Origin of the sequence: Streptomyces sp. NPDC001027 (genome assembly GCF_040299045.1) — a bacterium.
Taxonomy (GTDB): domain Bacteria; phylum Actinomycetota; class Actinomycetes; order Streptomycetales; family Streptomycetaceae; genus Streptomyces.
The window spans coordinates 48,105-67,461 of record NZ_JBEPBI010000013.1 but is presented as its reverse complement, the minus strand read 5'-3'; the positions used below and the strand labels follow the sequence as shown (position 1 = coordinate 67,461).

The following is a 19,357-nucleotide window of genomic DNA, read 5'->3' as shown; positions in this document are numbered from 1 at the left end:
CCCCCTGATGATCGTCTTACGGATCAACCTATGCCCGCCGAGCCTATGGTGACGGTTCCTCACAGAGAATTGGCTGGTCACGTACGTCGGATCGACCAAGGTGGTATCGCCGTGTCCAGCTCTGCCAACCCTGAAGAACCCTCCCAGCAGCCCCTGCACCAGGCCGGGGGAGACGCGGCCCAGGCCGAGCGCGTGGTGAAGGAGGTGATCCGCTGGTACAACGCCCGCCTCACCGAGGCCCGAGACAGCGGCCTGGACGCAGAGGCGGTCGACGGGCTGCGGGCAGCCCGGGACCAGGCCCTGGACGACCTGGACCGGCTGGAGGACGCCGGCGCGGACGAGACGGTGCAGATCGCCCTCGCCTACGCCGCCCGGCTCAGGGAGCTCAGCGGCGACTGACCCAGCCGGCCGCGGGCAGAGGCAGGCGGTCGGGGAGCGGCCGGTGCTCCACCGGCCGTGCCTGCCACGGGGAGGGCATCAGGGGCTGCGCCTGCGCCGTGATGCCGGTGATCTCCTTCCGCAGTCGGGGCAGGACCTGGTGCAATGCCCGCTGGACGGAGTGGAAGCGGGCAGCCTCCCCGGGGGTGTAGGGACGGTGCCGGGCGGCGGCCAGAGTCCAGACGGCGGTGTGGTCTCGGCCCAGCGCCCGGTGGTCACCGTCGATCACCCGCACCGCGCTGATGTGCGGGTCGGCGACTGCGGTCGCCACGACGTCGGCGACGACCCGGCAGGCCCGCTTGTGCACGGCCGGAGCGGGGAACGCGGTGACCACGTCCAGTTCCAGAGCGCGGGCGTGGTCGACGAGGGTGCGCTGCCGGCTGTCGGCGGCCCGTCCGGCCAGGACCACCACCTCGATCCGGTAGCCGGCGCGGGCGAACCGGGCCGTACTGAGGGCGAAGTCGGCGGCGCTGGTGAAGTCGGCCTCGATGAGCAGGTCGCCGCGCCGTTCGCGGACATACGCCTCGGCTTCGGCCTGCCAGTCCTCGGCATCCGGCCTGACCAGCTCGTCGGCCATCCTCGGGAGGTCGTTGACGAGCTGGAAGTGGTCCGGGTGGGTGCCGCGCAGCAGATCGGGGTCCAGTACGACGGTGCCCGGCCGCATCGCCCGGCGCAGCATCCGCCGCGCCTCCAGCTGCCGGGCACCCGGCTCGCCCACCAGGTAGACCACGACCGGGTCCGGGTGCGCGGTGGCCCGGCGCAGGGCCCGGTCCAGGTGCGAGGGGGCGATCATCTCGTCGAAGGCCCAGCGGTGCTCGGTCGTGCTGAGGCGGTGGTAGCCGGTGCCGGGCGGTCCGGGCAGCGGGTGGGCGATCCGGCGGAACGGCTCGGCCGCGGCCGCGGCACGTTCGGCGTCGCGGGAGACGGCAAGGCGCCGGTCCGCGGGCAGCCGCCCGTCGTGGACCTGTACTTCCGCGCGGACCAGTTCACGTCGGAAGACGCGGGACTGGGGCGCGTCCCAGGGACGTCGCCACTCGGCTCGGACCGTGGCGGCCGCGGCCGCTGGCCGTGACCAGGTCCCGTCGGCGGTCAGCTCGTTGTCGTACAGCGGCTGCAGGCCACGGCGCGCCACCAGCACCCGGTCCACGAGGTGCTCGGCCTCCACCACGTGAAGGGGCTCGAGCAGGCCGGCCGCGCAACCGTCCTGGTTGTCCCAGCCGACGTACCGGCCGCCGCCGTCCCCGCCCGGGCCCAGGAACCGCTCCAGAACGCTCAGCTGGCACAGGGCCTCGGCGACGGCGAGCACCACCAGTTCGACCCGGTAGCCCGCCGCCCGGTACGCGGCCGAGCCGGCCCGGATCTCCTGCGGGTCCGTCAGAGCGGTCTCCACCACCGCGTCCAGCGGAACCGCCCGGGCATACGCCTCGACCTCCGCCTGCCACCGGCGTGTATCCGGCCGCACCAGCATCCCGGCCGTCCGCACGTCCTCCTCGAGGTACGCCTGGTACCTCCGGTGCGCCTGCTTGTAGCGATCGCTCCCGATCCGGACCGCGCCCCCGCGCCGCGCGAAGGCTGCCTGCAGCAGTTCGGCCAGCGTCGTCTTTCCACTCCCTGGCGGGCCGGCCACGAGCACGACGACCGGCCGGTCCTGACGGACCGCGCCTTCGGTCCAGGCCGGTAAGCCCTCGGCGAGGACCTGCTGATGCTCTGCCTCGCCCAGCTGCGCTGCAACGGCGGGAGCTATCGAAGCCTCCAACAGGCCCTCCTCATAATCTGTGTTCTGTCGCAGCGAAGGTTGAGCGATTCTCATCGAAGTTTGAGTGATGTCGCGTGGGCTCCTGGGCGCCCTACTTGATGTCGCTCGATTGCTCGGCGGAGTGGGAGCGTCGATGGGCTGCGACTCGCTCGCGGGTCGCGCACCGGCGTGAGCAGTAGCGGCGTTCCGGACCGCTGCCTTGGGTGATGAAGACGTTCTGGCAGCTGGGTGAGGCGCAGATCCTGCCGGGCGGGCGTTGGCGGTCCCAGACGAGGACGGTCAGGGCCATGCAGGATGAGGCGAGGAGCCACTCGTCCCAGGGGGCGTTGTCGTCGCGGTCGAGGTGGGGGTGCCAGGGGGTGCCGCCGCCGTGCGAGGTCAGGCGGAGCGGTCCGGCGTGTTCCTGCAGGAGGCGGTTGAGGGTGGCTGCGGCGCCGTCGGCGTGCTCGGCGGCGAAGACTTGCCGCAGCAGTACGGCGGCTGCGCGCATCCCAGCGACATCGCGGGTGGTGAGGTCGATGGGGTCGGTCTCGCCGTATGCGCGGAGCACGTCGGCGACATCGGCCGGGTCGGGGCGGTCGACAGCGAGAGCGTTGATCAGGGCAGCGGTCCGTCGAGCCGTGGTCAGCACGGAGTGCCGGGTGGACCAGTCGTCGCTGTTGGAGAGCACCTGTGGAATGTAACGCATCTTGCTGAGTTTTGAGTTACCTCCGTAACGTCTTGCTGATGACAAAGCGTTACTCACTCCGCTCGTATCTCACCGGAGCAGTGGCAGCTCGTGCCGGGGACGAGATGTCAGGACCGGCGCTGATGCTGGCCGGATTCGCCCTGGCAGGATCGGCCGTCGAAGCGTCGTCGCTGCTTGCGGGCATCACGATCTCTGCCGCGGTCGGGGGACCGGTACTCGGGGTGCTCCTCGACAGAGCAGGACGGCCGGGACGCCTGCTGGCCGGGGCCCTCGTCCTGTATGCGGCGGGGCTGGGGATGATTCTCGTGGGACTCGGCCGGTTGCCGTTCGCCGTCACCATCCTGATCGCTTTGGTGACAGGGCTGCTGGGACCGGCCCTGTCGGGCGGATGGACGGCCCAACTGCCCCGTGTAGCGCCTGGCGACCACCTGCCCCGGGCGAACGCGCTCGATGCCATGACGTTCAGCGTGGCGAGTCTGGCCGGTCCGGCTCTCGCCGGCGGCGTGGCGGAGGCGCTGGGAGCCCCGTCGGCCGTGGTGGTCTCCGTGGTGCTCATCGCCTTGGCGCTGCCCGCCGCGTGGATGCTGCCTGCCCGTCCCGGTCGGGCGCGGGGCGCTCAGACGACCTCGGTGATCAGCGACCTTGCTGCCGGAATGCGCATCATCGTCGGAAGACCGTCACTGGCCCGGGCGACCCTCACCTCCGTCGTCTCCTGCGTTGCCCAGGGCATGCTGACGGCGTGCATCCCGCTCCTGGGCGAGCGTGTCCTGGGCGGAGCCGGCCGCGGCGCGGTGCTGCTCTCTTGCACGGCGGTTTCCGCCCTGGCGGCCAACGCCGTACTCGCCCGGTTTCCGCGTGTAGTCGCCCCGGACACGATCATCTGGGCCAGCGCCCTGGTCCAGGCTGCCGCGCTGGCCTTGGCCACCGCGGGATCACCCGTCGTGCTCATCGTGGCCGTACTCATAGCGGGGGTCGGTGAAGGTCCCCAACTGGCTGCTCTGTTCGCCATCCGCCACCGGGAGGCCCCGGAACACCTGCGCGGCCAGATCTTCACCACCGGCGCCAGCTTGAAAATCACCGGATTCGCCCTGGGGGCGGCGGTTGCCGGACCCGTCGCGACCTGGTCCCTTCCAGGCGCCTTGGTCCTCGCAGCGAGTGCGGCGGTCCTCGCGGCACTGGCCTTCTTCATGATTCCGCTGGCAACCGTCAACTCGTCTGAGCGCCACGCTCGTTGAGTTCGGCCGCGTCGTTCTCTTCCGAGAAGCGCAGGAAGAGCTTCGTGACGGTGGTCAGTGGGATCCAGTCGACGTGGTCGTCGAGGAGGTTGTGCCAGGTCTGCGTGGGTGTCGCGCCCTGTAGGTAGTGCTCCCAGATCGTGCGGTAGGTGTCCTCCGACATCGAGGCCCGCAGCGGGGGCTTCGGGTCGGGGAAGCGTGGATTGAGGACCCTTCTGAGGAGCCAGAGCGGGATCTTCCACGTGTCGGCGATCTGCCGCAGGCCGTTCTTGTTCCTGCGGGCGTTGTGCTTGACCAACGACGTGATGTTGTGGCCGTTGTTGTCGTGCAGCTCCGGGTGGTGTTGAAGGCGGAGGTCGGACGGGGTCGGTTCGGCGGCTGGGCCGGCGTCCGCGAGGGTGTTTTCCAGGACGTCTGCCGGGCGTCCGCTGAGGGCGGCGAGGCGGCTCAGTTGGGGCCTGCGGCCGGTTTTGTGGGGCGGCGGTGTGAGGTGTTGCAGGAGTTCGCTGGGCCGGAGGTGGTTGGCGCGGGCGAGTCGCTGGATGTAGTGGTCGGTGCTCTCGCCGAGCCGGGGACGGACGTTGATGGGGAGAGGTGCGAGGGGCAAAGGCAGGTGCTCGGTCACCGTCGGCGCCTCGTTGCGGGGTGCCGTCGGGAGGTCTGTCGTTGCAGGCTGCCCATGGACACCGAGATGTCGTGGACGTCCATCAGCTCTGTCCAGATCTCCTTGGGGCCCATCCCGTTCACGATCATCGAGTTGATCTGTGCCTTGACCGGCTCGGTGAGGGCGGACCGGTTCCTGGGGGTCTGACGTTCGGGAAAGATCGCGGAGTCCAGGACACGGCGGACCAGCCAGCGCGGAGCATTCCATCGCCCTGCGATCTCCCGGACAGTCGCGCCGCCCCCAAGTGCGTCGTATTGGATGAGCAGGGTCATGTCCAGGCTGCCCTGCTTGAGGGCCTTGTGAGTCTGGATGCGCAAGGTTCTGGGGGTGGGCTTCGCCCGGCCGCGGGCGGAGCTGGCGTCCGAGAGGGCCCGTTGCAGGGCAGCCGGAGCGGCCGGAGACCGCGGCGAGCCGTTCGATCCGCGGCTTCCCGAACCAGTTGGGCGGTCCGGCGAGGAAGCAGTGCAGATCGCTGGGCTTGAGGTGGTTGGCGCGGGCCAGGCGCCGAACGTAGGAATCGGTGCTCTCGCCGAGCTTGGGGCGGACATCGACCGGAAGCTCGGCGAGGCGTTCGGTAGAAGCCCTGGTCACCGCCTGGTCACCGCCGCCTTGGCCGGGGACGAAGCCGCCTGGGCGGAGTGATCCAGCGGTATCACCGCGAGGGACTTCTTCGTGATCTTCTCGGTGCCGGTGAGGATCGCGTCGATCGCGGCCCCGCGGATCGCGTGGGACAGGGCGCCGATCATGCCGCCGGTCCGGTCGTGCAGGTAGCGGTCGAGAGCGACCAGCGTGCCGCGCTGGTGCTCGTGCAGCAGCAAGGTCTCCTCAAGCGTCGCGACCAGGCCCTTCCATTCCGCGCCGTAGGGGAACGGGTGGGTCGGGATGAGCGTGAACCGGCCGGCGATCTGCGCGCCGCGGGTTCCCGAGAGCAGGTTGCTGTGCTCGATGTCGATGCCCGCGTAGATAAACGTGGCCGGGATGCGCTCGGAGAAGTACTTGAGGGTGTCGGCGACTTCGGCGCCATGGCGGCTTGTCAGCGAGATGTTGTGGAGTTCGTCGACTTTACCGACCGCAGGAGCTCGTATGTCGGCTCTGAACTGCGACGATTCATAGAGTACATGTCCGCGACGGCAGATCCAGGCCGATGCCGCTGCCGGCTGGGCGGACTCGTGAAGCGGCCCAGCCACCGGTGCGATGGCTGGGCCGAGGCGGTTTGTCTGGATGATTTTCAGGAGTTCGCGGGCAGGGGTTGGACCTCGGTGGGGCCCGTCGGCGCGGCGATGTTCCGCAGGATCGTGAACACCTTCAGCATGTCGTCTGCCTTGGTGGTGGCTGTGGCCGCGGCTTCGGTGTCGCCGAGGTGTTCGTAGTTCCTGATCAGGTCTTCAGCGGCGATGGCCCTGACGGTCAAGTAGACGATCATGCCGAGACGGCTGGCCCGGTTGAAGACGACAACTCTTTGGTCGGCGCGAGTGGGTAGACGCCGAGGCAGATGCCCGTGATTCTCACTGTTGAGGGCTTCCGACACACGTTCCATTACGTTGGATCCCGCCCGTTGGGCCCCTGCCGCATCGCGGAGGTCTTTCACGGTGAGGACAGCCACTCCATCGGCTTCTTTCACCGTCATCAGTACGTCGTCCAGGTCCACTGGTCACCGCCCCCTTTAAGATCGGATGACGAGCCTACTGATTTCCGGCAAGCCGGACCTCCAAGTCGGCGATTCGCCGGTCCTGGAAGCGGAGGTTGGAGCGGGCGGCCTTGAGCCGTTCGTCGAGGGTGCGGTTGTCGGTGGTGAGCTGGCGGACCCGCTGCTTGAGAGTGGTGTTCTCGGTGGTGATCCGCTGAACGGCTTCCTGGGTCCACTCGGCTTCCAAGTCGCGTATCTGGCCGAGGAGTTCGCTGATGCGGGTGCGCTGGGTGAGGATCTCGGCGTGGGTGGCCTTGAGGGCTTCCTCGGCGTTCAGCGCGCGTTCGCGCCAGGTCGCCTCGCGCTCGTCGTCCTGTTCAGCGAGCATCTGAGTCCGGCGTTCGCCGGCCTGTTTCATCGCTGCGGCGACCGCGGTTCTGGCCTGGGGATTGTCGTAGAGGAAGGTGCGCGAGACGTCCGCTCGGCGGGCGACAGCGGCGACGCTGACTTGGGCTTTCTCGCGCCGGAGCCGGGCGATGGCCTGGTGGACGCGTTCCAGGGCGGCTTCGGTTTTGCGGCGGCGGGCGGCCAGGGCCGCCGTGGTGCGGGGGTCTGGAGTGGTGACGGTGTTCATGCAGCGTCCTGTTCGGGGTCGTCGCCGTCGGCTGTGCACGTATCGCTGTACTCGTCCGGCTCGTCGCTGCCCGCGTCGGCGAGGTCGGTGGCGCGGAAGGCGGTGGACCACACGCGGTGGAAGTAGTCCTGGGGTTTGCGCAGGTCCAGGGCGAGGGCGTCATCGAGGAGGCCGAGGCCGGCCAGGGCCTTTTGGGGGTCGAGTAGGAACCACGCAGAGAGTGCAGTTTGGTGTCACATGATTTGACATCCGGGCTGGGCTGACTGTTCGCTGTGCCGCGTGGATGAGGTGAGTGACCCTCAGGTGGGGTTCCTGCGCTCGGATGTGGAGCGATTCTGCCAGCAGCTGGACGGGCTGGCCCCGGCGTTGCGGATGCGTCTGCTGGAGGAGCTGCGGAGCGCACTGGTGGGCGCGTTGGACGAGGCCCGGGTGGAGGCGATGGCGGCGGCCTCGGACGAGGGATGGGGACTGCGGCGGATCGGGGCGTTCTGCGGCGTGTCGCACGAGCAGGTACGGCGACTGCTGGCCGAGCGGCAGGCCGGGGACGGCCCGCCGGTCAGCTGACGACGGCCTCCCGCATGGTGCGCAGGGGGCGGAGCTTGCCGGCGGCGAGTTCGGGCGAGAGCCGGAAGTGGTAGCGGCCGATCATGCGGATGTGGTCGTGGCCGAGCGGGGAGAGCCGGGCCAGGTCGGCGTCGGAGACGTGGTGACCCTCGGCGCGGAGCTGGTTGACCGCCTCCTGGATATACACCGAATTCCACAGAACGCATGCATTCAGGACGAGTCCCAGCGCCGACAGCTGATCCTCCTGCCCTTCCTTGTACTTCTGCCGCAGTTCGCCCTTCTGTCCGTAGAAGATGCGGCGGGCGAGTTCGTGGCGGGACTCCTGCCGGTTGAGCTGGGTGTTGATCTTCCGGCGGAAGAGTTCGCTGTGGTAGTAGCGGGCGAGGAAGGCGGAGCGGTCCAGGCGGCCGATCTGCATGACCGCACGGCCGAGCGGGCTGGGGCGGCCCTGACCGGCGAGGACGGGCAGGATCTGGGAGGCGCGGACCGTGCCCTCGCGCAGGGAGCCCGCCAGACGCAGCAGGTCGTCCCAGTTCTCGGTGATGGTCCGCATGCGGATGCGGCCAGCGGTCAGCGGGTTGAGCGGGCCGTAGTCTGCTGCCGGGTCGGCGCGGTAGAGCAGGGTGTGTCCGGCGTCCGCGAGGCGCGGGGAGAACTGGTAGCCCAGGAGCCGGAACAGCCCGAAGATCATTTCCGAGGCGCCTGCGGTGTCCGTGGCGATCTCGGTGGGGTTCAGCGACGTGGGCTGGTCGAGGATGCCGTCGAGAAGGTAGAGGCTGTCACGGCGGGTGCCCGGGATGACGATGTGATTGAAGCCGCTGTACTGGTCCGACAGGTAGTTGTAGAGCGTGATGCCGCGGGCGGCGAAGTATTTCGGGTTCGGCCCGGAGTTGAGGACCCGCAGCGGGGTGGCGAAGCGCAGGCCGTCGGCGGAGGCGAGTTCGCCGCCGCCCCAGTGCCCGACGATGGGGAGGGTGGCCTGGTAGTCGACGAGGACGGCGTTGGCGAGGCGGAGGGTCTCGGCGCGCAGGTAGTTCTGCTCGGCCCAGAACAGCTGGTCGCGGGAGCGGCCGGGCTCGTCCTCGGAGACCATCGACTGAATCCCGATATTGCATGCTTCAGCCACAAGAACCGCCGCGAGCGATACGACGAGGTGTTCGGCGCGGCTGCTGGCCTCGGAGACGTGGTGGAAGTGGTGCAGGAACCCGGTCCAGGCGTGGACTTCGAGGAGGAGTTCGGGCAGGTCGACGGTGGGGATGCGGGCGTCAACGGCCTCGCGCAGGTCCTTGAGGCTGACAGGTTCGGTGAGCTTGTCCAGGCCGGTGAGGACGAGGTGGTCGCGTAGTTTGCCGTTCTCGGTGCGCTGCTCGATGCGGACGTGCGGGTTGTCGGCGAGGCCGGCGGCCAGGCGCCGATAGTCGTCGTCGAGTTCGCCGCACCAGCGGTCCAGGTCGCCCCCGGGTTTCTCGGACAGGCCGAGGCTGCGGCATACCCGCGTGCGGGCGTTTTCCCAGGCGTCGTCCTGGAGCAGGGCCTTGCGGGGGTCGCCCCACTTGTCCAGGCCGGGCACGAACACGTCGTGGCGGCGCAGCGCACCGCGTAGGGCCTCGGCGGTGCCGACGATCCAGGCGTGCTTGTCGACGCCGCCGGCGTGCTCGCCCTCGGTGGGGAAGACCCTCGTCTGCCAGGTGGGACCGAGGTGCTTGACGGGGACGGAGGGGAACAGTTCGCTCTGGCGGCTCTTGGCCAGGGTCCGCTCCAGCTTCGGCAGGAACGCCAACGCCTCCATCAGGGGACCGGCCTCTTCGACGCCTTCCAGGCCGAGGTGCTTGGCCAGGCGCCGCAGCGGCTGGTTGATGGTGCGATAACGGGCGGTCAGTTCGGCGGCGATGGTCTCGGCCTCGGGCCGGGCCAGTTCGCCGACGGTGCGCGCGGCCTGGTGCATGGCGGTGATGTCGAGCAGGTCGAAGCCGCCACGGACGTCACCCTCGGGGTCGGCGGCTGCGTGGCTGAGGGTGATCCACGCCTCGCGCAGCATCAGGGCGGAGGAGTCCAGGTCGCCCAGGGTGCGCATGCGCTGCTTGGCCGCCAGGTTCGCTGAGGTGCGGGCGAGGTCGGACATCAGCATGTCGAAGACCTCGATCGCCTCGTCCGCGGCGCGATTCCGCATCGAGGCGGCGAACGCCACCAGGGTGGCCATCCGCCGAGGCTCGGCGAGGTCGGCGACCGCGCGGGCGCGGACCGAGGAGGCGTGGCGGGACAGCGCGTGCAGGCGGCCAGCTGGGATGGCGGACAGGTCCCAGGCGTGGGCGCCGAGCTTGTTGAGCTCGATGTACCGGTCGATGGCCTTGCCCGCGCCGGGGCCGGTGATGTCGCGCGGGGAGCGGCGCAGCCGGTCCAGCTTGGAGGTGCGGCGGCTGTCCTCGACCGGCAGCAGCGCGGTCAGGGCGGTCCGCTGGGCGGCGTCGGGTTGGGCGGCCAGGGTGCGCCAGGTCTTGCGGTTGGTGTGCTCGCGGATGGAGGTGACCATGCGTTCGAGGACGGTGGCGCCGGGCAGCAGTACCTTGTTCTCGACCAGGTGCAGGGTGGCGAGGTCGAACAGGGCGAGGGGTCGCTCGTTGCCCGACCAGCAGCGGTCCCACAGCCAGCGGGCCAGCTTCCACCAGGCATCGCCCTTGAGGTCGTTGTAGCCGTAGGCGTCCTTGATGGCGTTCTGGTGGTCCCAGCGTGTGCGCTCGGCGCCGTACCCGGCGAGCACCGACGGGGAGTGGCCAAGCTGGTCGGCGACGTAGGCCACGACCTCGGCGGGAGCGTGTTCGGGGTTGTCCAGGAAGGTGCCCAAAAACCGCACGGTGCCGAGCTGGACGCCGTAGCCGAGCTGCGACCTCGCGCCCCGACAAGCCATCGCCCGCCGCCGAGCGTCGCGGTCCAGCAGGAAGTACCCGGCGAGCTGACCGTCGTCCGGTACGGCGGCGAACGTGCCGTAGTTGCGGCGTTGTTCGTCGGTCAGGAACGCCACCTGCCCCACCCTCCCCATCGCTTCATGCTGGCGCTGTGACGGCGCTCACCTTAAGTCACATAGTCAGTGGGCGTGGCATCGGGCTCCCATTGTCCAGCCGTCACCTCAACTCCACGGCTGCCGTTCGTGTGCTCATGGGTAAACAGGAGCCACAAATGCCCCCTGTCCTGGTCGTTTATTAATTGTTGATCACCACATGGTTCCGTCTTTCCCCGTAGAGAATCTCCAGCCACACGACCCGCACGTCCTCGCCATGAATCCCCGGACACGTCTACCGGCACTGTGCGGGCAGGAAGGACGTGGCGCGTTACCTGGGGCCATCGCCGCTCTACGGCCAGCCCGTGCCTCCCAGGAGCAACAGATGGACGTCATCGCCGCCGCGCCGCCCGAAGGCGTGGACACGGCCGCCCGTGACCGCACGCAGAGCCTGTCCCGCACCGTCGAGGTCGCCGTCGTCGGCATCGGCTACGCCGGGCTCCCGCTGGCCGTCTCCGCCGCGTCCGCCGGCTACCGCACCCGCGGCCTCGACCTGAGCGACTTCCTGGTGGCCCAGGTCAACATCGGCCGACCGCCGGTGGACACCGTCACCGGCGGAGAACTGGCCGCGACCGCGGGGCTGCTGGACGCCACCACCGACCCGGCGTTCCTGCGCGACTGCTCGATCGTCGCGCTGTGCGTGCCCACCCCGGTGGACGCCCATGGCGTGCCGGACCTCGAGCCGCTGCTGTCCGCGGCGCGGACGGTCCGTCACCATCTGTCCCCAGGCCAGCTGATCATCGTCGAGTCGACCACCTATCCCGGCACCACTGAGGGCGTCATCCGCGACATCCTGGAGGAGTCGGGACTGGTCGCGGGTCTGGACTTCGGCCTCGCGTTCTCCCCGGAGCGCGTCGACCCGGGCAACACGCGGTTCGGTTTCCACAACACGCCCAAGGTCGTCGGCGGCCTGACCGCCCAATGCGGCACGCGGGCCGCCGAGTTCTACGGAAAGCTGACCGAGCGGGTGCACGTCACCCGCTCCCCGCGCGAGGCCGAGGCCGCGAAGATCCTCGAGAACACCTACCGCCAGGTGAACCTCGCGCTGGTCAACGAGTTCGCGCAGATCTGCCACCGGCTCGACGTCGACGTGTGGGACACCATCGAGGCCGCCGCCACCAAGCCCTTCGGCTTCACGCCCTTCCGCCCCGGCGCGGGCGTCGGCGGCCACTGCATCCCCGTCGACCCGCTGTACCTGGTCCACCGCGCCACCCAGGCCGGCGTGCCGTTCCGGATGGCCGAACAGGCCCAGCGCGTCAACGACTCGATGCCCGTCTGGGTCGCCTCCCGCGCCCGCGAACTCCTGGCCCGGCACGGTGTGCCGGTCCGCGGTGCGCGAATCCTGCTGCTCGGCGTCACGTACAAGCCGGACATCGCAGACACCCGGCATTCGCCGGCCGAGCCGCTGGCCGCCGAACTGCTCGGTGCCGGCGCGGACGTGACCTTCCACGACCCGTACGTGGAGTCGTTCGCCGTACGCGGCCGGCCGCTCACCCCGAGCCACGACCTGCGGGCGGCCGTCGCAGCCGCCGACCTGACGGTCGTCGTCCAGCGCCACGAGGTGTTCCGGGACGAACTCCTCGCGTCGGCACGGCTCGTGCTCGACCCGTGCGGTCCCGCCACCACCACCGCGGAGGTCCGGCCCTCGTGAACCCGCACCTGCCGACCGTCGCCGCGCTCGTCCGCGAGCGCGTCACCGCCGCACCGGCCGCCGTCGCCCTGCGCACCCCCCGCTCCGTCGTCACCTACGCCGAGCTGTGGGAGCGCGCCAAGAGCACCGCCCGCGACCTCGAACGGCTGGGCGTGCGGGACGGGGACGTCGTCGCCGTACGGCTGCCGAACGGGCCGGACGCGATCGTCGCCATGCTCGGGACCTGGCTGGCCCGGGCGGCGTTCCTGCCGATCGACACCGCGACCCCCGACGAGCGCCGCGGCCATCTGCTGCGGCACTCCCGGGCCGTCGCAGTCCTCGACGCCGAGACCGGACCGGTCTCGACCGGGGCCGACCGGGCGGACCTCGGCTCCGACGAGCCCGCGTACGTCGTCTACACCTCCGGTTCCACCGGCCTGCCCAAGGGCGTCCTGGTCGGACATGCGCAGCTCGCCGGGCACGTCACCGCCGTGCAGGACCTCCTCGGACTGACCGCGCACGACACGGTGCTGCAGTTCGCCAGCATCGGCTTTGACGTCGCCCAGGAGGAGATCTGGCCCACGCTGGCCGCCGGCGGCACGCTCGCCTTCCACGACGGCGGCGTCCCCGACGCCGACTCGCTGGCCGGGCTCGCCGCGTCCCTGGACGTCACCGTGCTCCAACTCCCCACCGCCTACTGGCGGATGCTCTGCGCGGAGCTCGACGGAGCGACGGGCCCGTCCTTCACCGGCGCCCGCACCGTCGTCATCGGCAGCGAGAACGCCACCGCCGACGACGCCCGCGCCCACCGGCGCGGCCCGCTCGGCCACACCACCCTCGTCAACGGCTACGGCCCGACGGAGACCGTGATCACCGCGAGCGCCCTGGTGCTCCCGCCGCACGCGCCCGTGCCCGCCGGCGCCGGCCTGGCCATCGGCGGGCCGGTCGGCGACCGCCTGCTCCACGTGCTCGACGACAACCGCAGGCCGGTCGGCCCCGGCGAGAGCGGCGAGCTGTGGATCGGCGGGCCGCTGCTCGCCGCGGGGTACCTGTACGACGCGGCGCGCACCGAGGAGCGCTTCGTCCCCGACCCGTTCGCCGAGGAGCCCGCCGCGCGCATGTACCGCACCGGTGACCTCGTGCTGCGCCACGAGGACGGCCACCTGGAGTTCCTGGGCCGGGCCGACAACCAGGTCAAGGTACGCGGCCACCGCATCGAGCTCGACGAGGTCGACCGCCATCTGCTCGGCGTCCCGGGGGTGACCTCCGCAGTCTCCTTCACCGTCGACGGCGGCCCGGCCGGACGCGTCCTCGCGGCCGCCCTCGCCCGCAGCGCCGACGGGCCCGACCCGCAGGCCGTCCGCACCCACCTGAGGGAACGGGTGCCCGCGTACCTGGTGCCCGGCCGCATCGCCTTGCTCGACAGGCTGCCGCTCACCACCTCGGGCAAGACCGACCGGCACGCCGCCGCGGCCGCCGCCGCGGCGCTCCTCGCCGACCCGGCCGGGCCCCCGGACGACGACGGGCTCTCGCCGCTCGACACCGTCGTCCTGCTGCTGCGCGGACTGCTGCAGGACCCCGGCCTCGGCCCCGACGACGACTTCCTCGCCCGCGGCGGGGACTCCCTGATGGCCATGCGGGTCTGCGCCCGGATGCGCGCCCAGGGCGTGCCGATGCGCCCCGCCGACCTGCTCACCGGGCGCACCGCCCGGACCGCCGTCGCCCGCGCCGGCGAACGGTCTGCGCCGGTGGCGCCGACCGGCGAGGAGCCTGCCGGTCCGCTGGACCTGCTGCCCGCGCAGCAGCGCTGGCTGTACGACGGGGAGCTGCCCGAGCCGGACCACTTCTGCCTCAACGCGCTGTTCACCGCCGAACCCGGCCTGACCCGGGACCGGCTGCACACCGTCGCGGAAGCCCTGCTGCGGCGGCACCCCGCGCTCCGTACGGTCCTGCACGCCGACGGCACGGCAGCCCTGACCGAACCCGACGCGCCCGGCGCGGTCCGGTACGCCGACCTCACCGCCGTACCGCCCGACCAGCGGACGGCGCGCCTGGAGGCGGAACTGGCCGCCGCGCAGCGGGACATGTCGCTGGCCGGCGGGCGGGTCTTCGGCCTGCTCCACGCGGAACTCGGCGACGGCACGGCCCGGCTGCTAATGACCGTGCACCACTTCGTGCTCGACGGCGTCTCCATGGGGCTCCTCGTCGACGACCTCGAAGCCCTGCTCACGGACGGCTCCGCCGCCCAGCCGCCCGCGACCGGACCGCGTGCGGTCGGTACGGCCACGGCCGCCTGGCTGGGCAGCCCCGAGGCCCGCCGGGACGCGGACGTCTGGGCCGCTCGCACCCGGGAGTTCGCGGAGCTGCGGCCCGACCGGGACGACGACGACCGGCTGCCCAGCCTGCGCACCCACCGCTTCCGGCTGTCCGCCGAGGCCACCCGGCTGGTCACCCACGTCCTGCCGGCCCGCGGCGTCGCCCCGCACGACTTCGCCCTCGGCACGCTCGTCGGCGGCCTCGCCGCATGGACCGGCGAGCCGGTGCACGGCGTGGACGTGTACGCGCACAGCCGCGACGTCTCCGTCGGCGACCTCGACCTGTCCCGCACCGTCGGCTACGTGCAGAGCACCTTCCCCGCCGTGCTGCGCTGGGAGGGCGACGGCCTCGCCGCCCTGCACGCCGCCCTGGCGGAGCTGACCGCCCTGCCCGAGAGGCGGTACGGCTACGACGCGCTGCGGTACGCCTCGCCCGTCGCCGCCGAACGCGCCGCCCTGCAGGCCCGCCCCCGGCCCGCCGTCCGGCTCAACTTCCGCGGCCATCTGCTGCGGCTCGAACAGCGGGCGCCCGGGGCGGTGCTGCGCCCCGCCGGCGAGAGCTTCGGCGCGCACCGCTCGCCGCTGCAGCGGGAGCGCTATCTGCTGATGGCGGAGGGCGACATCGTCGACGGTCAGCTGGAGCTGAGCCTCAAGTACTCCACCGGCCGCTTCGATCCCGCGCGGATCGAGGAGCTGGCCGCAGCGGTCGAGCGGGTCATGACCGGCGTCCTGGCCACGGTGGAATCCCCGGACTCCCCTGCGAACCCGGTGGCGGACTCCGTGGCGGACGACATCCACGAGACCTCCGAAGCCGCCCGATGACCGCGCCCACCGCCCCGTACATCGACGGCATACCCGACGAGCACCAGCCCGCCACGGGCAGTGCCGCCGGCTGGCCGCTGGTGCTCTACTTCCACCACGTCCACCCCGACGTGCGCCATTACACGGCGCTCACCCCGGGCGACTTCGAGCGCGGACTGGCCCGTGTCCTCGAGGACTTCGCGCCGTACGACTCGGCCGGACTGCTCGCCGCTGACGGGCCGCACCGGCCCGACCGGCCCAGCGTGCTCGTCACCTTCGACGACGGCTACCGCGACAACCTCACCCACGCCGCCCCGATCCTGGACCGGCTCGGCGTGCGGGCGCTGTTCTTCGTCTGCACCGGCCTGCTGGGGCGGCGCAGCGACCGGCCGCGCGAGGACCACCTCACGTACGAGGAGTGCGACCGGCTCGCCGCCGACGGCCACCTGATCGGCGCACACACCCGCACCCACCCGCACCTCGACCGCAGTCCCGCGGATCTGGTGCGCGAGGAGACGCGCGGCTCGCTCGCCGATGTCGCGGCCCGCTACGGGCCGGGCCCGGCACGGCTGTTCGCATACCCGTACGGAGGGATCCCCGGCACCGGCGACCTGCTGCCGGACGACGTCCTCGCGTTCGGCACCGTGCGCTCGGCCGCCGAGCCGTGGACCGCGCAGCCGCACGCGATCCGGCGCACCTATCTGCCCGAAGGCCAGGTCCACGCCTGGGACGCGCTGGTGGACCACTGGCGGGACCAGTGGACCGGAAGGAAGACCCATGACTGAACGCACCGCCTGGTACACCCGGTTCCTCGGGGCGATGCCCGCCACCCGGGAATCCCGGATCATCGCGCTCAACGCGCTCATCGGCTCTGTCGGCACCGGCATGTTCCTGGCCGGTTCGGCCCTGTACTTCACCCGGTTCGCCGGACTTTCCGAGACGCAGCTCGGCCTCGGCATGGGCATCGCGGGCGTCGTCGGTCTGGCGACGACCGTGCCCATGGGCCGGCTCGCGGACCGATTCGGGCCGCGCAACGTGCTGCTCGTCGTGATCGTCTGGCGGGCCATCGGCTATCTCGCGTACCTGAACGTGGAGGGCTTCACCGAGTTCGTGGTGACGGCCTGTCTGCTGTTCGTCATGGACCGGGCGGGCCAGCCGCTGAACCAGGCCCTGGTGGGCCGGCTGATCACCGGCACGGAACGCAACCGCACGATGGGGTTCATCCGGGCCCTGCGCAACCTCGGCTTCACCGTCGGCTTCGCGCTGGCCGGCATCTCGCTGACCACCGGCTCGGAGACCGCATTCCGCTGGCTGTTCATCGGCAACGCGATCAGCTTCGTGTTCGTCTTCTGCTTCGTCTGCCTGCTGCCGAAGGTCGGCCCCAGCGCCCCCAAGGAGAAGGACGGGGAGAAGTCCGCGGCCGCCGACGTCGTCCCGCCGATCCGGGACTGGCGGTTCACCGCCGCGATGGCCGCGAACGGCGTGCTATTCCTGCACGACGCCGTCCTGATCACCGTGCTGCCGCTGTGGGTGGCCGAGCACACCCGCTCACCGATCTGGATGATCACCGTCCTGGTCACCACCAACACCGTCATCACCGTGCTCGGCCAGGTCAGGGTGACCCGGCACATCGACGACCTGGCGAGCGCCACCCGCGCCACCAACTGGTCCGCCCTGCTGCTCACGTTCGCCTGCTGCGCCTTCGCTGCGAGCGGCGTCGTGAAGACCCCGCTGTGGGCCGCGGTGTCGCTCATGGCCGCGCTGCTGCTGCTGACCGTCGCCGAACTGCTGCACTCGGCGTCGTCCTGGGAGATCTCCTTCGCGCTCTCCCCGGAGGCCGCGCAGGGCCGCTACCTCGCCTACTTCAACCTGGGCTTCTCGGCCGCCGAGATCGCCGGACCGGCCGTCGTGCTGTGGCTGCTGACCCGGACCGGACCCGCCGGATGGCTGATCCTCGCCGTCTGCTTCCCGCTGGCCGCCGCCCTCAGCTGGACGGGCACCCGGCCCCGGCCGAAGGCCGTGCCGGAGCGGCCCGATGCCGACGCCGCCGACTCCGACGCCGCCGTGCCCACCGCGACCGGCCGCTGACCCACCCGTCTCCACGGAGGAGCTCCATGTCCGACACCCCGCCCCCCATGCACCTGCTGATCGTCAGCGGCGGCCGCGACCTGCCCGACCGAGCCCGCGACGCCTGGCCCGGCCTGCGTACGACCGTCATCTGCCGCCCGGAGGTGGTGCCCAGGCTGCGCAGCCGGGAGAAGATCCAGCGGCTGATCGTGCTGAAGGAGGACGCGCCCGTCGACGAGTGGGTGGCCGCCGCCCGGTTCGTGCACGCCGTCGACCCGGTCGACCGGCTGACCAACTTCACCGAGAAGGACACCGAGAAGACCGCCGCCATCGGCCTCGACCTCAGCCTGCCCTGGCACAGCCCTGAGACCGTGCGCGCCGTCGCCGACAAGTGCGAGATGCGGCGGGTCCTCGCGGCCGCCGGCGTCAGCGACATCGTGGCCGAGACCGTGCACGACGCCGAGGGCATCCTCAAGATCGCGGAGAAGACCGGCTACCCGCTGATCTGCAAGCCCGTCCGGGGCGTCGCCAGCAAGGGCGTGACCCGCATCGACGGCCCCGCCGACATCGAGCGCGCCCTGGAGTGGGGCGCCACCGGCACCGGCGACCTGGACTCGCCCGAGCTGCTCGTCGAGCCGTTCCTCGGCGGCGAGGAGTACAGCGTCGAGAGCGTCAGCGAGGACGGCGAGCACCTCGTCGTCGGCATCACCCGCAAGATCTCCGAGCACGACCACTTCGTCGAGGTCGGGCACGTCGTCCCCGCCCCGCTGCCCGGCGCCGACGAGGAGCGCATCGCCACCGCCGTGCGGGACATGCTCACGGCCCTGGAGGTGCGCCGCGGCGTCACCCACACCGAGGTGATCGTCGCCGCCGACGCGGTCCACGTCGTGGAGACCCACCTGCGGCCCGCCGGCGACGAGATCCCCGAACTGTGGGCGCGGATCAGCGGCGTCGACCTGATCGACGTGGTCGCCCGCCAGGCCGTCGGACTCAGCGTCCTCGACGACGTACGGGCCGCGCTCGCGCGGACCACGGACGGGCCGCGCGCCGCCGCCATCTGGTACGCCTGCCCGGACGCGGTCGGCGAGATCACCGAGGTTACCGGCGAGGAGGAGGCCCGAGCCCTCGAAGGCGTCGTGGACGTCGAGGTGTTGCGCGAGCCGGGCAAGCGACTCGACGGCGTGACAGGCTCGTTCGCGCGCGGGGCGCACGTCTGCGCCGTGGGAAGCACTCCGGACGAGGCGCTGGAGCGCGCCAAGGAGGGGGTGCGGAAGCTGTCCTTCACCGTCCGCAGCGACGGCATGGCCGCCCGTCACGACGCACTGGCGTCCGCCACCAACTGACCTCGCGTCGGCCCCCGCGTACCGACCGCAACAGCACGCACACGAAAGAGAGTTGAACATGACCACCGAGAACACCGCCGAGACTACCGAAGAGACCGTCGCCGAGACCGCCTCCGCGTACTCCTTCGGCGGCCTCCACCACGTCCAGCTCGCCATCCCGGCCGGCGCCGAGGACCTGTGCCGCCAGTTCTGGGGTGAGGTCATGGGCATGACGGAGCTGGAGAAGCCGCCGGTGCTCGCGGCCCGCGGCGGCTGCTGGTTCCGCGGCGGCGGCCTGGAGGTCCACCTCGGCGTGGAGCAGGAGTTCAGCCCGGCCCGCAAGGCCCACCCGGGCATCCTCGTCCGCTCGCTGCGCGACCTCGCGAAGCGCCTGGAAGAGTGCGGCCACGAGGTGACGTGGGACGACAACTTCCCCGGCCACGACCGTTTCTACGCCTTCGACAAGCTCGGCAACCGGCTGGAGTTCCTGGAGCCCCAGGCCTCCTGACCGGGTGAACTCCTGAGTCCACCGCCGTCCGATCCGTACCACGGCACCAAGAG

At 71.2% G+C, this 19,357-nt stretch carries 16 protein-coding genes and 1 pseudogene; 9 read left to right on the top strand and 8 right to left on the bottom strand.

All coding sequences use genetic code 11. From position 1 onward, the window contains the following. Positions 1 to 111: 111 nt before the first annotated feature. Positions 112 to 399 carry a hypothetical protein gene (locus tag ABT300_RS06910; protein ID WP_351672919.1) on the top strand — a complete coding sequence of 96 codons (288 nt, stop codon included), beginning with the start codon at positions 112 to 114 and terminating at the stop codon, positions 397 to 399. On the opposite strand, the gene ABT300_RS06905 is transcribed toward ABT300_RS06910, so the two are convergent. Beyond that, entirely contained in the window at positions 386 to 2,194 is a 1,809-nt protein-coding gene (locus ABT300_RS06905) for a zeta toxin family protein (RefSeq protein WP_351672917.1), read from the bottom strand. The two genes, ABT300_RS06910 and ABT300_RS06905, sit on opposite strands and share 14 nt — an antisense overlap. A 91-nt stretch (positions 2,195 to 2,285) precedes the next feature. Then, the gene (locus ABT300_RS06900; RefSeq protein WP_351672915.1) at positions 2,286 to 2,882 is read right to left on the bottom strand and encodes a CGNR zinc finger domain-containing protein; all 597 of its coding nucleotides are present in this window, start codon (positions 2,880 to 2,882) and stop codon (positions 2,286 to 2,288) included. A gap of 38 nt (positions 2,883 to 2,920) precedes the next feature. On the opposite strand from ABT300_RS06900, the gene ABT300_RS06895 reads away from it, so the two are divergent. Beyond that, the gene (locus tag ABT300_RS06895) at positions 2,921 to 4,117 is read left to right on the top strand and encodes an MFS transporter (protein WP_351672949.1); all 1,197 of its coding nucleotides are present in this window, start codon (positions 2,921 to 2,923) and stop codon (positions 4,115 to 4,117) included. Here ABT300_RS06895 and ABT300_RS06890 read toward each other — a convergent pair. From ABT300_RS06890 to ABT300_RS06870, 5 genes and pseudogenes are all read right to left on the bottom strand, one after another. Continuing rightward, positions 4,089 to 4,742, bottom strand: a complete 654-nt coding sequence (locus ABT300_RS06890) for a TniQ family protein (protein WP_351672913.1) — start codon at positions 4,740 to 4,742, stop codon at positions 4,089 to 4,091. The two genes, ABT300_RS06895 and ABT300_RS06890, sit on opposite strands and share 29 nt — an antisense overlap. Continuing rightward, positions 4,739 to 5,098, bottom strand: a complete 360-nt coding sequence (locus ABT300_RS06885) for a hypothetical protein (protein WP_351672911.1) — start codon at positions 5,096 to 5,098, stop codon at positions 4,739 to 4,741. Before ABT300_RS06885 ends, ABT300_RS06890 begins: the two co-directional genes overlap by 4 nt. Before the next feature lie 270 nt (positions 5,099 to 5,368). Continuing rightward, positions 5,369 to 5,842: pseudogene (locus tag ABT300_RS06880) on the bottom strand (ATP/GTP-binding protein); the annotation flags it as partial. A 167-nt stretch (positions 5,843 to 6,009) separates the two neighbouring features. Next, positions 6,010 to 6,429 carry a hypothetical protein gene (locus ABT300_RS06875; protein ID WP_351672909.1) on the bottom strand — a complete coding sequence of 140 codons (420 nt, stop codon included), beginning with the start codon at positions 6,427 to 6,429 and terminating at the stop codon, positions 6,010 to 6,012. A gap of 34 nt (positions 6,430 to 6,463) precedes the next feature. Continuing rightward, on the bottom strand, positions 6,464 to 7,042 hold the full coding sequence (locus tag ABT300_RS06870) for a DUF6262 family protein (RefSeq protein WP_351672907.1): 579 nt from the start codon (positions 7,040 to 7,042) through the stop codon (positions 6,464 to 6,466). A gap of 279 nt (positions 7,043 to 7,321) precedes the next feature. Here ABT300_RS06870 and ABT300_RS06865 point away from each other — a divergent pair, with 279 nt between their 5' ends. Continuing rightward, complete coding sequence (locus ABT300_RS06865; RefSeq protein WP_351672905.1) at positions 7,322 to 7,606, top strand: hypothetical protein; 285 nt, start codon at positions 7,322 to 7,324, stop codon at positions 7,604 to 7,606. Here the strand turns inward: ABT300_RS06865 and ABT300_RS06860 are convergent. Beyond that, positions 7,599 to 10,643: a Tn3 family transposase gene (locus tag ABT300_RS06860; protein WP_351672903.1), complete on the bottom strand. Its 3,045-nt coding sequence runs from the start codon at positions 10,641 to 10,643 to the stop codon at positions 7,599 to 7,601. The two genes, ABT300_RS06865 and ABT300_RS06860, sit on opposite strands and share 8 nt — an antisense overlap. A gap of 343 nt (positions 10,644 to 10,986) precedes the next feature. Here ABT300_RS06860 and ABT300_RS06855 point away from each other — a divergent pair, with 343 nt between their 5' ends. The 6 genes from ABT300_RS06855 to ABT300_RS06830 are packed head-to-tail and all read left to right on the top strand — an operon-like array spanning position 10,987 to position 19,304. After that, positions 10,987 to 12,312 (top strand): nucleotide sugar dehydrogenase, encoded by a 1,326-nt coding sequence (locus ABT300_RS06855; protein WP_351672901.1) that lies wholly within the window; start codon positions 10,987 to 10,989, stop codon positions 12,310 to 12,312. Next, on the top strand, positions 12,309 to 15,428 hold the full coding sequence (locus ABT300_RS06850) for a non-ribosomal peptide synthetase (protein ID WP_351672899.1): 3,120 nt from the start codon (positions 12,309 to 12,311) through the stop codon (positions 15,426 to 15,428). Before ABT300_RS06855 ends, ABT300_RS06850 begins: the two co-directional genes overlap by 4 nt. Next, positions 15,425 to 16,192: a polysaccharide deacetylase family protein gene (locus tag ABT300_RS06845; protein WP_351672897.1), complete on the top strand. Its 768-nt coding sequence runs from the start codon at positions 15,425 to 15,427 to the stop codon at positions 16,190 to 16,192. Before ABT300_RS06850 ends, ABT300_RS06845 begins: the two co-directional genes overlap by 4 nt. Then, positions 16,185 to 17,495, top strand: a complete 1,311-nt coding sequence (locus ABT300_RS06840) for an MFS transporter (RefSeq protein WP_351672895.1) — start codon at positions 16,185 to 16,187, stop codon at positions 17,493 to 17,495. The genes ABT300_RS06845 and ABT300_RS06840 overlap by 8 nt, the downstream gene beginning before the upstream one ends. Positions 17,496 to 17,521: 26 nt before the next feature. Beyond that, positions 17,522 to 18,817 (top strand): ATP-grasp domain-containing protein, encoded by a 1,296-nt coding sequence (locus tag ABT300_RS06835; RefSeq protein ID WP_351672893.1) that lies wholly within the window; start codon positions 17,522 to 17,524, stop codon positions 18,815 to 18,817. 58 nt (positions 18,818 to 18,875) lie between these two features. Further along, positions 18,876 to 19,304 (top strand): VOC family protein, encoded by a 429-nt coding sequence (locus tag ABT300_RS06830; RefSeq protein WP_351672891.1) that lies wholly within the window; start codon positions 18,876 to 18,878, stop codon positions 19,302 to 19,304. The last annotated feature ends 53 nt before the right edge of the window (positions 19,305 to 19,357 follow it).